General features: G+C 42.0%; 12 protein-coding genes and 2 pseudogenes. 7 read left to right on the forward strand and 7 right to left on the reverse strand.

The genetic code is table 11. The features are described 5' to 3' along the window. The first annotated feature begins 999 nt into the window (after positions 1–999). The 5 genes from DP114_RS33555 to DP114_RS33575 all read left to right on the forward strand — a co-directional run bounded on the left by DP114_RS33555 (position 1,000) and on the right by DP114_RS33575 (position 7,106). On the forward strand, positions 1,000–2,109 hold the full coding sequence (locus tag DP114_RS33555; RefSeq protein WP_169264097.1) for a tyrosine-type recombinase/integrase: 1,110 nt from the start codon (positions 1,000–1,002) through the stop codon (positions 2,107–2,109). Next, positions 2,109–3,575 (forward strand): tyrosine-type recombinase/integrase, encoded by a 1,467-nt coding sequence (locus tag DP114_RS33560; protein ID WP_169264098.1) that lies wholly within the window; start codon positions 2,109–2,111, stop codon positions 3,573–3,575. Before DP114_RS33555 ends, DP114_RS33560 begins: the two co-directional genes overlap by 1 nt. After that, entirely contained in the window at positions 3,568–5,682 is a 2,115-nt protein-coding gene (locus DP114_RS33565) for an integrase (RefSeq protein WP_169264099.1), read from the forward strand. Before DP114_RS33560 ends, DP114_RS33565 begins: the two co-directional genes overlap by 8 nt. A gap of 235 nt (positions 5,683–5,917) precedes the next feature. After that, positions 5,918–6,184, forward strand: coding sequence for a hypothetical protein (locus tag DP114_RS33570; RefSeq protein WP_246163647.1), 267 nt, complete (start codon positions 5,918–5,920; stop codon positions 6,182–6,184). Then, complete coding sequence (locus tag DP114_RS33575; RefSeq protein WP_169264100.1) at positions 6,168–7,106, forward strand: DUF6262 family protein; 939 nt, start codon at positions 6,168–6,170, stop codon at positions 7,104–7,106. Before DP114_RS33570 ends, DP114_RS33575 begins: the two co-directional genes overlap by 17 nt. On the opposite strand, the gene DP114_RS33580 is transcribed toward DP114_RS33575, so the two are convergent. The 4 genes and pseudogenes from DP114_RS33580 to DP114_RS35580 form a co-directional block, all read right to left on the reverse strand. Continuing rightward, entirely contained in the window at positions 7,095–7,364 is a 270-nt protein-coding gene (locus DP114_RS33580) for a WGR domain-containing protein (RefSeq protein ID WP_169264101.1), read from the reverse strand. The two genes, DP114_RS33575 and DP114_RS33580, sit on opposite strands and share 12 nt — an antisense overlap. A gap of 178 nt (positions 7,365–7,542) precedes the next feature. Next, a complete protein-coding gene (locus DP114_RS33585) occupies positions 7,543–7,812 on the reverse strand; it encodes an HNH endonuclease (RefSeq protein ID WP_169264102.1) in 270 nt (89 codons plus the stop codon). Positions 7,813–8,029: 217 nt separating this feature from the next. Further along, positions 8,030–8,216: pseudogene (locus tag DP114_RS33590) on the reverse strand (transposase); the annotation flags it as partial. Then, positions 8,170–8,398 (reverse strand): annotated as a pseudogene (locus DP114_RS35580) (hypothetical protein); the annotation flags it as partial. The pseudogenes DP114_RS35580 and DP114_RS33590, both read right to left, overlap by 47 nt. 158 nt (positions 8,399–8,556) lie before the next feature. Between DP114_RS35580 and DP114_RS33595 the strand changes: the two are divergent. Further along, a complete protein-coding gene (locus DP114_RS33595; RefSeq protein ID WP_171978404.1) occupies positions 8,557–9,111 on the forward strand; it encodes a hypothetical protein in 555 nt (184 codons plus the stop codon). Positions 9,112–9,227: 116 nt separating this feature from the next. Here the strand turns inward: DP114_RS33595 and DP114_RS33600 are convergent, their stop codons facing one another. Continuing rightward, positions 9,228–9,896: an Eco29kI family restriction endonuclease gene (locus DP114_RS33600; protein ID WP_169264104.1), complete on the reverse strand. Its 669-nt coding sequence runs from the start codon at positions 9,894–9,896 to the stop codon at positions 9,228–9,230. Positions 9,897–9,940: 44 nt separating this feature from the next. Further along, on the reverse strand, positions 9,941–11,149 hold the full coding sequence (locus tag DP114_RS33605; RefSeq protein WP_169264105.1) for a DNA cytosine methyltransferase: 1,209 nt from the start codon (positions 11,147–11,149) through the stop codon (positions 9,941–9,943). 376 nt (positions 11,150–11,525) lie between these two features. Here DP114_RS33605 and DP114_RS33610 point away from each other — a divergent pair, with 376 nt between their 5' ends. Further along, the gene (locus DP114_RS33610) at positions 11,526–12,482 is read left to right on the forward strand and encodes a tyrosine-type recombinase/integrase (RefSeq protein WP_169264106.1); all 957 of its coding nucleotides are present in this window, start codon (positions 11,526–11,528) and stop codon (positions 12,480–12,482) included. A gap of 206 nt (positions 12,483–12,688) precedes the next feature. Here the strand turns inward: DP114_RS33610 and DP114_RS33615 are convergent, their stop codons facing one another. Then, the gene (locus DP114_RS33615) at positions 12,689–15,031 is read right to left on the reverse strand and encodes a COG1470 family protein (protein ID WP_169264107.1); all 2,343 of its coding nucleotides are present in this window, start codon (positions 15,029–15,031) and stop codon (positions 12,689–12,691) included. Between the last annotated feature and the right edge of the window lie 8 nt (positions 15,032–15,039).

The raw sequence follows: 15,039 nt of genomic DNA on the forward strand, positions 1-15,039 counted from the left end.
AATTTTTCCATTGCCACATAGAGCTTTTCAAACTCTGCTGGCTCGCTTTCTCCAAGGAGGCTTATCGCTTCGCTCCTGGGTGTAGGGGTGTAGGGGTGTGGGGGTGTAGGGGAAAGAGTTGAAAATGTACACCCCGCCCCCAGGAGCAATGGGGTTTAAAACCCCACCGTCAAATACGGTGTCTTTAATCGGTTGGGGTCATTAACCCCAACAGAAGTGCTTTCCCCCCCCTACACCCTTACACCCTTACACCCTTACACCCCTTCTTCTTTATTCTTTGCTCAAGTTCAACTTCATCTACTTAATATTTCTCATCTAATTGGTTAAATGCTATTCCGTATTTAACTTATAGGCTAAATAGTTCTTGTGAAGGGAACACTTTTGTTTGGTTGTAGATACTTTATTTTTGCTCTTGTCAGATGTCCGAATCTTGGATTTTTCAGTTAATGTTTCGGTTGTTGCTACTGTATGTTTTATAGATGTAGTGCAGTTGCAGTGTTTTTCAAAAGCGACGGATATCTCTAACAAAAATTGGAAAATAAAGAGACTAGAGAATCCGTAAATAAGAATGAAGAGAAGTCCCGTCAGCATAGACTGTGCTAATTCCATGATTCTAACTCCTGTTGATATAAATAGTAACTAGCTATTTTCTGAAGCGATATCCGAGCTTTCTATTTACATCAAGCGTTAGCTTATGTAGTTGTTAATAGCTACCGCAATTTCAAACCTAGCAGCTTCAAATCCCAGGTATACCCCTCCAATTCTACAAAATCAACTGGCTACGAATATATCTTCAATTGATTTGTCTTAAATTACTGGTTTTGTTACCACAAAGAGAGTTGTCCTGGTGATATATTTCCCCGTCGTCGCGTATGGAACAGCATGTGACAGCTGCTTTATATAGACAACAACAACCACTTCTACAACGTAGAAATAACAACAACAACAGCCCTAATTTTTGCGTTAGGGTAGAAACAAATTAATTTCCACAACGTAGAAATGGCCAAGGTAGAATGGGCAATATCCCCTCACACAGAAGAACGATTTAGCTGTGTCTTCGACTACCAAACCTGCTTACCCATAGAGCCAATCCAAAGGTTTTTGAACTATTGTAGAAAGCGACAATTAGCACCTAACACAGTCAGTACATACGCTTATCGACTGGTAGACTTTTGGCGCTGGCTAGAATCCAAATCTCTCAACTGGTATGAGGTTGGGTTAAATGAATTGGCAGACTTTGTGAATTGGTACTTGCTAGGTGGTGAAGTTGAAGCAATCTCAGAAAATGTTAGAGAAATTGTTGCCAAAAGGAGTCCTCGCACTGTCAATCAAGCAGTCACCGCCATCCTTGAATTCTATACCTATCACACAATTGAGGGCAGGATTGAGGAAAAACATTTCACGAAACTAACGCACGGTTGGGGAAAACGAGGAGGCTTTCTTAGAGGAATCGCTAAAAGCAATCCACAAAAGAGCAAACGCATCAAAATAAAAGAACCGAAACTCTTCGGTGGTTGTCTACTAGATGAAGAAGTCGCAGCCTTAGCCAACGCCTGTACAACTTATCGAGACAGGTTAATTATCATGCTGCTGCGCTCAACAGGAGTGCGGCGGGGAGAACTGTTAGGATTACACCTGGAAGATGTGAAAGACTTAGATGTCAGTGGACGCATTCGGATTGTACGCAGAGAAGACAATCCTAATCGCGCAATGGCTAAAGGAAGAGAACGAGAAATCCCCATTCTTTTCCAACGGTCAGCTATTCAAGAGACCTTTCATGCCTACTTATTAGAAGAATATCCGCATAGAGCCGAAACTTTGGGACATGGAATGTTATTCGTCAATTTATCAGGTAAGTGGGTAGGACAAGCGATGTCTTTAGTTCGCTTAAATAAATTATTTGACCAACTCCATAAACGAACAGGAATTAAAGCACATCCGCACTTATTTCGCCATACCTTCGCTACTAGAATGCTGCAAGATAATTATCTTGACCAATATGTACAACAGCTTTTAGGACATCGTTCAATTGTCACAACGAAAGACATTTACAGTCATGTTCTTGATGAAATGACCCTAGAGCAATACTTAAGAGAAGAAGAAAATTAATGGCTTCAGCATTTACCTCAGAGACATTACATGAGCGAATTGCACTCTCTGAGTTAGGGAAACAGTGGATTAATGACCCTTTAATGAATCAAGATGTTTGGTCACTGTTAGAGTTAGGTTATAGCCAAGAAGAATGTCGAATTAATGGACATTATCATCTCTACTTTCACAAGTTTTCACTCCCTTGGTTAAAACATCTGACCCAACTAACCATTAAAGCCAGCATTCGAGAGCGATATTCCCTCGGTCGTATTATTCATCGCCTTGGCTGTTTAAACCATTTAGATCGTTTTTTATGTAATCATGGATATACACAACCCCAATCTTTGACAGAAGCACTCCTCCATCAATTTATTAGCGAAATTAATAGCGGTAATCGTCAGAATGCGATTGCTTATGCCCTCAATCTTTGGAAAGAAGAACAGTGGCTAGAAATTTCCTTTATCCCCATCAAACTTAAACAAAATTCTCCTAAAATCGAGACAATTCCAGAGGAAGTACTTTACCAAATCTACGAAAAATTTGACTTATTCCCCCCGACAATTGAAAGACTGTTTCGCTTGCAATTGGTTTTAGGTTGCCGCATTGGAGAAATTCTCACTATGCCACGCCATAGCCTCAAACAGGAAGGCGACAAATGGTTGTTACTACGTTGGTTTGAAAAACGCAAACACTGGCGATTTGTTCAGATTCATCCTAAGGTAGCCGAATTAGTTCAAGAACAGCAGAGATTCCTCGATGCTCAATTTGGAAGAGATTTTGAATTCGATAAACTATTTTGTACCGTTTATAGTCCCCAAAAAAGTATTCCTTGGGCTGACAGAGAATTAGATACAGTACTGTGCTATCAACCCCAAACAATTACCAGATTGAGAATTAGTACCTGGCTAACTAATTTTCGAGAGGTAGCAGACTTAAAAGACAAACATGGCAACAGATTTAAACTAACTAGCCATATGTTTCGTCGCACAAAAGCCAGCATTATGGCTCATTGTGAAGTAGAGGATGAATATATCGCTGCCGTACTAGGTCACAGTTCCTTAGATATGCTACCTCATTATCGTCAGCGTTCGCTTATCAGGTTAGAAAAAGAAGCTAATCTCAAAGGTTATGTAGATATGTATGGTCGAGTTACTTCTTTTAAACCAAGAAAAACTAGGTATGAAAAATTAGCTAATCTCCTCAAAGTTAGTACCCCCTTGGGAGAATGTCATCGTCCTACCATGTTAGGAGATTGTCAACATCGCTATGCCTGTCTAAGCTGTCCTCATCATCGCGTAACACCCGAAGATAAATCACAGTTAGAAGCTGACTTGAAGCGCTTACAGCAAGACCATTATCAAGCGCAAAAAAATGGACAGTCAAGACGAGTGACTGAGATTAATAACTTATTAGCTTTAATCCAAAAACGTCTTGACGGTTTGTCAGAATTACAACATCTTCAAGAGCATAAAACTAATGGGTAAACGCAAGCATCCACCAATTTCAATTCACCAAACCCTTGACGGTACTTTACAAGTAAATTGGTCAGAGAACTATAATCATGAATTCGTTTGTCTCCTTTGTAATCGCGGACGATTGAGCCATTTTTATTACGATAAGACAACACTGTGTCAAATTCAATTAAGCTGTGAAGCTTGCCACAAATCCACTCCCCTCTCTTGTCAACTGAGAAAGTCACCACCCATCTCAATTCATCAAACGCTTGACGGTATTTTACAAGTAAATTGGCAAACAGATTATGCTGGCGAGTTTATTTGTCCCAACTGCAACCAGGGAAAAATTAACAATTTTCATCACTCTCAAAAACCAATTTGTAAACTGAGACTTAAATGTGATTCATGCTCTCAGATCACCAACTTAACTTGTGAAGTTCCTCAACACCCACCTATCTCAATTCACCAGACCCTTAACGGTACTTTACAAGTCAATTGGAAGACAGATTATGCTGGTGAGTTTATCTGTCCTCATTGCCATCAGGGACAACTCAACAGATTTTCTTACTCGAAAGGATCTGTTTGCAAACTGAGATTGGGATGTGATTTTTGTCATCAAGTAACATACCTGACTGGTAAATTTAAACATTTACCAATTTCCATTCACCAAACTCTTCAAGGAACTCTATCAGTCAATTGGGCAGAACAGTATGTTGGCGAATTTATTTGTCCTCAGTGTAATCAAGGACAAATAAGCAAATTTCATTATGACGATGGACTTAGTTGTCAACTCAAACTAGGATGTAACTCTTGCTCCCTTAAGACTCTGCTTTGTTGTCAAGTTCCACCTCAGTTTCACAGTTATCGCCAGCATTTAGTTTGTCCTAATCCCCTGTGCCATCAAATTGGCCCTGATGGACAGAAAGGATGGATTTACGAGACCTTTGGGACGAGTAGCAGCCAGAGTAATTGTCGCTGTTACTTCTGCCACATAAATTTTCACCCTAACGCCACAAGTTATGGCAGTTGGGTTGGGTATCAACAACAAGAAACTTTATTAAATTTCTGTTTTGATGATGATGTTTGGGATTTTCGCCATTTTATCAAAAACCCACCCGTGAAAATCCTTAACTTTAAGTCAATTAAACCTGAGTGGTTTCGTGTCCTAGTCAAGCAATATCTATATTCTTTACTCAAATCAGGTAGGTATTCTGCTAGCGCAAAACCGATGAATTCTCTAGTGACTTTGCGTCAGTTTAGTCAAATTTTGAAGCAACATCATGTCCACCAACTCCCTGATATTAAGCGAGAACTCATCTTAACCTTTCTCGACCTCAATCAAAGTAACTGTAATCGAACCATTCGAGAAAAGCTATATATCCTCAAAGATTTTTTTGATTTTTTAGGATTAGAATCTCAAAGCTTAGTTCGTCATCGAGATATTCCTAAACAGACAATTCAGGACGTGGATTGGTTGGATGAAATCACCCGTCAAGGAATTAAACAGCATCTCGATAAAATTCCTGCTCCTGTTGCTCGTCACTACTTAGTGCAAGAATATACGGCTGCTCGTCCAGCAGATATCTGTCAGATGGCTTTTGATTGTTTAGTTGAAGAAAATGGTCAATGGTATATCAAGTTTTATCAGCATAAAGTGGAACGATGGCACAGACTACCTGCTTCTCGTGAGATTAGACGAGTTATTGAACAACAACAGCAATGGATTAGGAAAACCTTAGGTTCAGATTACTCCTATCTGTTTTGTCATTTTAGAAGTATTAAACAGAGTTCTTACCCATCATTTTCTAGCATCAAACCATTACCCAAACCCCCGCAAGTAACAGCAGATGAAAACTCAATGGTTCGTCTTATTCGTCTGTTGATAGAGCAAGAAGACATCCGTGATAGCAATGGTATTAGACCCTACTTTACAGGTAAGATTACCCGCGCTAGTCGCCTGCAAGAAGTGAGGGCTAAACATGGAATGGAAGCAGCTCAACTCTATGCTGACCACCTCAGTAGTGAAACGACATTTCAGCACTATGCGCCTCCCACTAGGGAGCAAGTAGCGGCAGTAGATTTACCTTTTCAGGAACTTCTACTGAATTCACAAAACCGCTTCCTCCCGCTTCATTAAAACCGGAAAAATCTGCCAGCCTCATTACTAATTAGTTGGTTTAGCGCCAACGATCTGGGCGGAAAAATCGCCCAAACCTGAGATTTTGATGGTATGCAGGAGTATTTATACATGGGCGATTTTTCCGGAGGCTGGCAGATTTTTCTACGTTTAGACCCAACCCTGGCAAACCTTACCTGAAAGTCTTCTCAAAAACCCAAGAGCCTACGAACTCGACCTGGAAATTTCACCTCGTTTGGCGGTTTATGGTCACTGCACCCTTGACCCCAAAACAAACTGTATCTACAACCTCTATCCCAAATGTTACGGCTGTGGTAGTTTCCGCCCCAGTACAAACAAATTACCTCTTTATGAACGGCAATATGCTGGAGAACAGAAACGCATGGAGTCAGCTAAACAAGCCGGGGCTGCCCTCGCCTATTCTGAATCCAAGGCTACCCTAGAAGCAATGGATAAATGGCTATCAGATTTGAGGAGAGTTGCTAATGGCGAAGCAACTTAATCGGGAAAAACAGGCTGCTGTCCTTCGGTCAGCTCAACAAAAGCGAAAACAGCACAAACGTGAACAAGTGTTTCGCGCTATTGAAGAGATTCAAAAAAGCGGTAAACCCTTGACCTTCCCCAATATTGCTAAGGTGGCTGGCTGTTCCATTTCCTACCTCTACAAATGGACAGAATTAACTGAATACATTCATGATTTACAATCGCGAAAAACACAACAACTCAACTCATTAGAGGAGAAACAACCTGGACCCCATAGCCTCAAAACTCTCTCTGAAGTATTCAAGCAACGGATTCGAGAACTGGAGGCTGAAAATAAAGAATTAAAGCGACAGAATCAGAACTTGAGGGGTCATGTTGCTGAAATCTTCGAGTTGAGATCCGAATGTGAAAGACTGCGAACACAAATTAAGCATTTGACCACACCTGAATCATCCCCAAAAGTTGTTTCTTTGAACTCGGTTCCCAACAAGTCTGATAGTGCCGAATTCAAGAATCTATCTCAAGAGATTACTCGTTTAATTACCGAAATGGGCATCAAAATCGGTGTTAGATTAAAACAGGAAATAGCCAAACATGAGCCAGAGAGGGTGAAGTTGGCAATATCCGCCTTCAGGCAGTACCGAAGCCATAACAGCATTGAGAGTCCCGGCGCTTGCTTGCTGGCAATGATTCGTGATGAAGCTGAACCTAATGTTCCTCAGAAGGCGATGACTCCTCTTGAGGATGAGTTTGAACGTTGGTATCGTCAGGCTATTGAGAGTGGTTTCTGTCAGGATGTTCCGAAAAAATATTTACCTATACAGCAAGGAGAAATTTTGGTTAGAGTCAGTAATGATGAATTTTTATCAGGTTATGAACTACTCTCCTGGCGAATAGCTAAAGCGAAAATGGAAGATAATGAGAATTCATCAATATCTTGACTCAGGGTCAACTCTTTTATACCCTCGCTTGGACCTTCGCTCTTGCAGCTTGTAGTAAGTTATTAAAGCAGCTTGATAATCTTTGCAATCTAAATCTTTTGACTTGCCGAATCCTCGATAGATGGCACTGCCCCAAGTTTTGGTGATAATCCACTCTCCAAATAGGTTTTGGCAAAGGGTTAAGGTGTAGAATCGGGTATCTCTTTGCCACTTCGATTTCAGCCATTTGTCAAGTTCGTAGGCAATTTTTACAGTCATCTCAACCACGTTTTTGCTGATCCGGGAGCAAGAATCTATCAACACAATGATTTTAATAATTAGGCACCCAAAAGTGCGGTACTGAGTCAAAAATACCAGTTACATTTTGTAAATTTTTCTGTTTTTTGAAAAAGGAGTTAACATGGGTTACGTTGTAGAAGAGTTGAACAAAAGTCAGTCACATCAACCTTTCTACGACGTGGATTCTACATAAGCTGCTGCATAAAGCCGCGAGATTTTCGTTTCGATTGTCTTCGGGCGTGTAATTCCAGTGGTGGACAACTAATGTTTTGATGCTGCGTTCCCTACGAGATAATCCTTCTTTTTTATCAGTTGGACGTAAGCATTGCATACCGCAGCGCGTGCATTTCCAGTCAGATTTTGATTTGACCTCAAGCGCGATAGTATCCCAGTTTAAAGGATAGCGGTTGCGGTTTTTGCCAGTCATCAATCAGTTCCTTTTGGATTCTATGAAACTAATTCTGATTATACCGATAATATTTATCATTAATATACTTAGTTTTGTTATAGCAATCCTATCTGATTTTTGTGAATCACAAAGTAGAGACGCTTAACGCTTAACGCTTAACACCGAAGAAGGAATAAAGGTGTACCTAGCTTCGCAAAAATCAGATGATGTTTTAAAAGTCGAAGTAGGTCAAAAATTATGCGAGGCGTCGAATCATAATACGTATCATTGCAATATAGATAAAAGTCTCTAAGGTTTCTGGTAGTCGTTCATAATCTTTACTTAAACGCCGACACCAATTAAGCCCTACATAAGTTCGCTCTACAACAAGCGCGTTTAGGTAAATGGACAAAACCTTTCAACTCTTGGGGTCGAAGAACAATTATCATAGTCTTCTTCAGACCCGCAGTTAAACATATTTTGTTTTTCGTAAAATCTTTCAGCCCTTGGTAGGGAATGCAGCCCAACTCTACCTTCTAACCCTAACTCAACACTTCTAAGGAATTGCGAAATTTAATAGTGCTTTACCAACACCTTTAAATTGAGGTGGACGTTGAATTTCGATAAATTCAAGGTCTTAGCGCTTGGGCATGATCACTGCCGTCGCAAATTGTGTCGATTTGTAACAATTTTGAAAAATATGGACACAATTAATACTCAGTAAATTCCAAGGTTCCGCCAAACCTTTTACAATTAATTAGTCGATATCAATAATGATATCAAATGCCAGACCAAAAATCCCCACCAAGCGAGATGATTCGTGTGCCCGTTCCACTCATTGGGGTGGTTCGGCGACTATCAAAACTACACAGGCAGGGTCATACAATTGCCTTGCTGCAAGCCTTAGAGGAATTGCTACTCCGATTTGATATCAATAATGATATCGATGTAACGGCAGGCAATAAATCAGTCAAACCGTTAGAAGAAAAGCTCTTGAAACTGGAATCCCATCTTGTTGCTCAAGGCTCCTCGGTGGAGACAAAACTAGAAGTTATCACTAAGAAGCTAGAGTTAATCGAACGGTCTATCGCCTCTGGGAGATTGGGCAACACTAAACCGCGAAGACTTGCGTACCCGTACCAACACACACAAGTTGAACTACAGCCTAGGACAAACGAAAGTCTTGCCCAAAGACTTGGTGTCACTTCCCAAGGCCTCGTCGCTGAAAGAGAAAACAAGAGCGCTAAAGAATTTTTGAGTTGGTCCCGGAACCGCGATCCTATGAGTATTGCTTGGGAATGGAAGGCAAGGGACGGATTATACCACCCCCAACGATAGAGAATATATCTCCTCAATAATTATAAAGAAATGCAAATCAATACTTGACCTTTTTTGAATTTGAGCCCGAAGGGCGAGTGACGAATAGCGATGGCGATGCACGAACCGTGAGAGAATTATTTACTAGGAAGTCGTCCTTTCCCTCGTGCATCTTCCGACGGTTTCGACGGGCATCCCAACCGCGCACATATATTTTGGCAGTGCTGCGTCACTTGCGGCTGTAAGCTGGCAACAGTAACCGGATTGGCTGGTAACTGTTCGGCAAACAACCGTCCTGGATGGATTTCATCCCACATCGAACGCATCTGTGCTAAGCGTCCCTTACCAGGGGCATGGATACCAAAGCCAGAAATAATACTGCACCAAACAGGCTGAAAATGTCTTATCAGTATCGCTTCGCCCCAAGCAACCAAGTCCACTGCCATCGCCACGACTGTAAAGTGAAACTCGGCAACATCAAGATTGGGTGCAGTGCGAATGGAGTTCCTATGTTCTCTTAACCGCCCAACTAGCCCTCCAGTAACGTTTCCTTTCCCAGTACGCTTGCCAGGATTCTCCGCTTTGCCAATATAAATCGGCATACAGCATGAGTTTTGGTTCGCATAAGTAATATCTGCGTACAAAGGAAATTGTCCTCGATAGTAAAGTAAATAAACGCCAACATAGCCCGCCAACTCTTCTTTGTGCTGTTCTAATTCGGTGAGTTCTTGGCATTGCTGTCTAGCTTGAAATTCAATTAACTGTTCGCGTAACGTGGCTGGTGCTTGGAAGACCTCTAATGGCATGAATAATAATTGCACTTACAGCAACTACAATTTTCCTGCCAGTGTTAGTTCTTGTAAAGCTCGCCACGGAGAGTATCCCCGTGGCAGACTTTACGTAAATGGCTGCGGATGCTAGAAGCAATCAAATAAGCAAGGGTAACAGGAACAGCATTACCAATTTGACGCATTGACTCACCCCAAGCGCAGGGAAAGTAGTAATCATCAGGAAACGTCTGTAACCTTGCCGCCTCTCGCACCGTGAAATAGCGAACTTGTCCATCAGGCAAGGCAAGCATATTTTCCCCACCAGGGACACCATGCACCCCTGCTTTTAAGGTTTTGGCTGGTTCATCTAAAGGGCTGCCCGTATGTCCTGGGTACGATCTGGCTCCCGGAATATAAATGTGATTGGGTATATGTGAAGCCATATCAGTGTTTTCGGGAGGTGGCAAGTCAGCGATCGCATCCCGGACAGTACACCAAGGGGCGCTCATGCTACCCAACAAATTTGCACCAGTACGTTGCAGACGGCTACGAAGTTTGGCGCTCATCTGGGGACGCTCTTTACTGGAAATGCTGTGGCGTTCCCAATATTCCCCAGTAATCCACTTATGCCAAATAAGCGCTTGGTTCGTATGTGTTGGTTCAGGGAAAGACCAGTTTGCTTTCAAATCAGACCGAAAGCCAACAATAAAAACCCGCTCCCGCTTTTGCGGTACGCCATAATCAGCTGCATTGAGCAATCTAAAGGTAACGTGATACTCAAGGTCATCGCTCTTCCCACTATTATGATGACGCTCCAGTCGTGCCAAGTGGTCAGCCCAAAATTCATCCGGCTTGGGCTGAGCTTCTGGATGGGTTAGCTGTAAGATAATATACTCAAAAAATTTTTGAAAATTACGACGCAGTAATCCACGTACATTCTCAATCAGGAACGCTTTGGGGCGTAATGCGCGTACTGCCCGGAAGAACTGGGGGAACATATCCCGTTTGTCGAGAAAAGCACCATGCCTACCGCCAATTGAAAAGGGCTGACAAGGTGGACCACCAGCTAAAAGGTCAATTTCTTCCGAAATCGTGGAATAGTCAAAATCTGTCACATCCATATTGTGAATATGCCAGTCGTCCAAAAGGGCAATCCCGAGCCGTTGATTCTCACGGATCGTGTGACAACTGTGCTTAGAGAGTTCCACAAGTGCCAGATGATGAAAGCCCGCCTTGGCACAGCCCATCGCCAAACCTCCAGCACCTGTACATAACTCTATCGATTTCACTCGTTCCAATTTCAAAGCAATTGCTGCAAAACATCTTTATGATATACCCACAAGACACAGTTCTGTTCTTTGCTGGTGGATACTGCTTCGAGGCTCTTAACAAAGGGGGTTTGGTGATGGAGATTTATACCCCACCACCAAACATACCACTTGATAGTTATGGGGGGTCTCTTACTCCCGGAAACAGGAACGCCGAAATTGCGGAAAACTGTTAAGCGTTCCCAATAATCGCTGTTCCCTATTAAGCGTTAAGCGTTAAGCGTTCCCTATTCCCTTCTTCGATAATAAAGAAATGCAAACAATGCTTGACGAACGGCAATTGCGATGCACGAACTGTGGGAGAATGATTGACTAGAATACAAGTTCTGATAAAAAAATGCGCGCACCCTCAGTTCCGGCGCTAGTTCTAAGCGAGCCATTACCACTGACGCTACACCCAGCGGCGGTGTATCTCGATAGTCTTGCACCTGGGTCGCGCCCGACTATGGAACAAGCTCTCAACGCGATCGCGGGTTTGTTGAGCAACGGCGACTGCGATGCGATGACATTAAACTGGGCAGCATTGAGGTATCAACACACCGCTGCTGTTCGTTCTGTTCTGATGAAAAAACACGCCCCAGCAACAGCGAATAAAATGTTATGTGCGTTAAGGAGGGTGTTGCAAGAAGCGTTCAAACTCGACCTCATAAGTGCCACTGACTACCAAAAAGCTGTAGATTTACGCAGTATTAAGGCGAGTAAAAAGCAACGAGGTAGGCGACTAAAACCCGATGAAATTACTGCACTCATTCGGGTTTGTCAAGCTGACTCCTCACCGCTGGGTGTGCGGGATAGCGCGTTAATTGCACTACTGCGGTGTGGGTTAAGAAGGGCGGAAGTGGTGGCGCTGCATTTGAAAGATTTTGATGCGACAACTGGTGCGTTAGAAATTTTGAGCGGTAAAGGTGAGAAAGACCGGACGGTGTATATGCCGACCACTGCAATTGCAGCGATTTCTGATTGGCTTACGATACGCGGTAGCAGACCGGGACCTTTGTTGCATCCGATTCGCAAGGGGGGATTTATCGGAGATTACAAGCGCATGACTCCCCAAGCGGTGTTCATGATTGTGCGAAAACGCGCATTAGAAGCCAGAGTTGAGCGGTTTTCTCCCCATGATTTTAGAAGGACGTTTTGTTCTGACTTATTTGATAGCGGGGCTGATATAGTAACGGTACAGCAACTTGCCGGACATACTAGCCCGACGACGACGGCAAAGTATGACCGGCGCGGGGACGAAACCAAGCGTAAGGCGATGGAAAAATTGGATATTGCTTACATACCCAGGAGTTAAGTATTAGTCTGCCAAGGTAAGTTTGCACTCTTTAACAGCAGCAAGAAAAATCTCTTTCTCCCCCATTCCCCCACAGCACGATTATCATTCTTATACACATTTATTTATACTCAAAGATGTATTGACAAAATTCACTCACTTTTAACTTGTTCCGAATGCACCACTCCCGACTTTTTTACCTCCATGTTGAATACTGTATCAATGAGCTAAAGATTTGAATTAGGAGCCACAGGTTGTGGAGCGGGCTGACGTTCATTGTTTTTTTTAGGGATTAGAGTTTTGGGTATTGAAACAGGTTTATCAATAACTGTAATTGAAAAGATTCTGTTATCCAAAGGTTTACCAGATTTATCAGTCACAATCAGTTCAATTTTGGGTTCTAAGGCTTTAATTGCCTTAGTTTCTACTTTGCCTAAAGGCTTTACCTTTCTTCCCTCAGTTGACAGATAAACGTTAATTTCTTCATCCCCCTCAACTTTCCACTCCAAAATAAGAGGTTGACCATTTTCCAAGTTCCGTGTTCTTTCTTCATTTCCATTAAGTCTGAAATAAACAATCTTCGTAGGCTTGATTTTGACTTCAATCATTCCTTCAATAGATTTAGAATTAGGTTGTTTGCAAGACTTATAACAAGCTTGTAATTCAAAAGAGTACTTACCTGCTGTGGTAGAACTTGCTACAGGAACATTTATACAAGTAAGCGTTTCATTTTGTTCAATTTGTTGTAAACTACACAGATTTTTAGATTGAGTTTTAGATGGAATTTTAGACTGACCTTTAAGTGAATTTTTAGGTTGACTGACAGGTGGACTATTGAGTTGACTGGGAATTGCCCAATTATTACCCTGTTTGAAGGTATAAGTTATTGGTTGTCCAACGGGTGTTTGACCATCTTGTTTGGTAACAATATTAAGTACGGAAAGCTGTTTTGGATTTTTAATGTCCCAACTCAAAAGGATTGGTTGACCTTTGATATAATCATATTTATTTGGACGAACGCTAACAACCTCTGGTGCAGGTAACGCAACAATTTCAACTTCAGACGTTTTAGCAGTAACACGTTTACCATTACGAAGGTCTGCTGTTAACTCAAAAGAATACTTACCTGGTGTTGTTGCATCTGTTTTAAATTCATTGCATGATAGTACTTCTTGTTGTAGCTTGCTGCATTTTTTATCTAATTCATCAGGAATTCCTTTACCAAAGTCAAAAACTCTTGGCTTGCTGGGTACTGGTCCATTAGTTTTTAATTCTAACTTTTTCAACTGATTAAAATTATATATATTCCAACTTAAGGTTATGCTCTGATCACCCTCTCGATAACTAGAGCTATCAGATCTCAAATCTTCCAATCTTAAAGGGTCGGGATTTAAGAGCCGCCAAATGAGAAACGCTACCCCTCCAACTAATCCTAAAGCTATCAAAATCAGCGACAATAATTGCCAAATAGGACGGGATTTCCACACCAAAGTTCCCTTTGGTAGTGTTTCTGGAACGGGTAATCCTTGTATATCTTCGATGTCAATTTGAAAGTTGATAACAAGACCTTCCCCAAAAAATGGTCGCCGCCACCATTGATTAGGCTTAACCTCTAAAGACACGGCACTACTTTTACCGGGAAACACTTTTGTTTGTGGAGGAGCGTATTTATACGTGCAAAGTTCTTCTTCATCGCAACTTTTGGCACTTACCCTCAATTCGCGCACCAGATTGCTTTGGTTAGCAATTTTCACCTCATACTTCCCAGAAGTGCGACTGACTTTTCCCAAAAGGGTATTTAACTCAACACCCAAATGATATGTTTCTGGAACTTGTATGTATACCAAATCTAGCAGAACTAACTCTGGAGAGTTGCGAGAATACAGCCGGATTGTAGGGGAGTAACTACCAGCGAGGGTATTAGCAGGAGGATGAAATTGCAAAAAGATTTGACCAACTGAACTGGGGTTGAGTTCTAGTTTGTTTCTATCCAAGAGCAATCCCTGTGCTTCCAAACCAGTTGCAGGATAACGAATCGTGATCCAATCTTCTTCAAAATCTGGACAAACTAAGCGGAAACTGTCTACCTGTAAGGAGCGATTTTCAACTGTAGCAACAATCTGTAAAGGATTGCCCTTATAAATAAGTTGGTTGTGAGGGTTTGTGGTGGGCTGGAGTGAAAAAGTGGGGTCATTTGCTCGAATCGCAGTCTGTTCTTTCAGCAGAACCCTAACTTGGCGAGCAAAATGTATCGGTGTATTTTGTGGATAATGCTCGGGGGCGTCTACAACTAGAGTATAGTGATAGGTTCCTGGCTGAGCGTTAAATGGGATTTGAAACTCAAAACTCACCTCGTTACTTTGTTGAGGACTGAGTGCCAAACGTTCGCGAGGAGGAACAAACGACGGATCGATGCTTTGAAATCCTTCATCAAAAAAGACATCTATAATAGCACTTTGGTCACCCTGATTTATGATGACAGCATGAACCTCCAAGGTATCACCAGGCATTCCATCTTGAACGCCTGGTGGATTAATAATGACATACAACGGACTGGGTTTGGCTTGCATCCATCGAC

This window comes from Brasilonema sennae CENA114 (assembly GCF_006968745.1).
In the GTDB taxonomy this organism is placed as follows: domain Bacteria; phylum Cyanobacteriota; class Cyanobacteriia; order Cyanobacteriales; family Nostocaceae; genus Brasilonema; species Brasilonema sennae.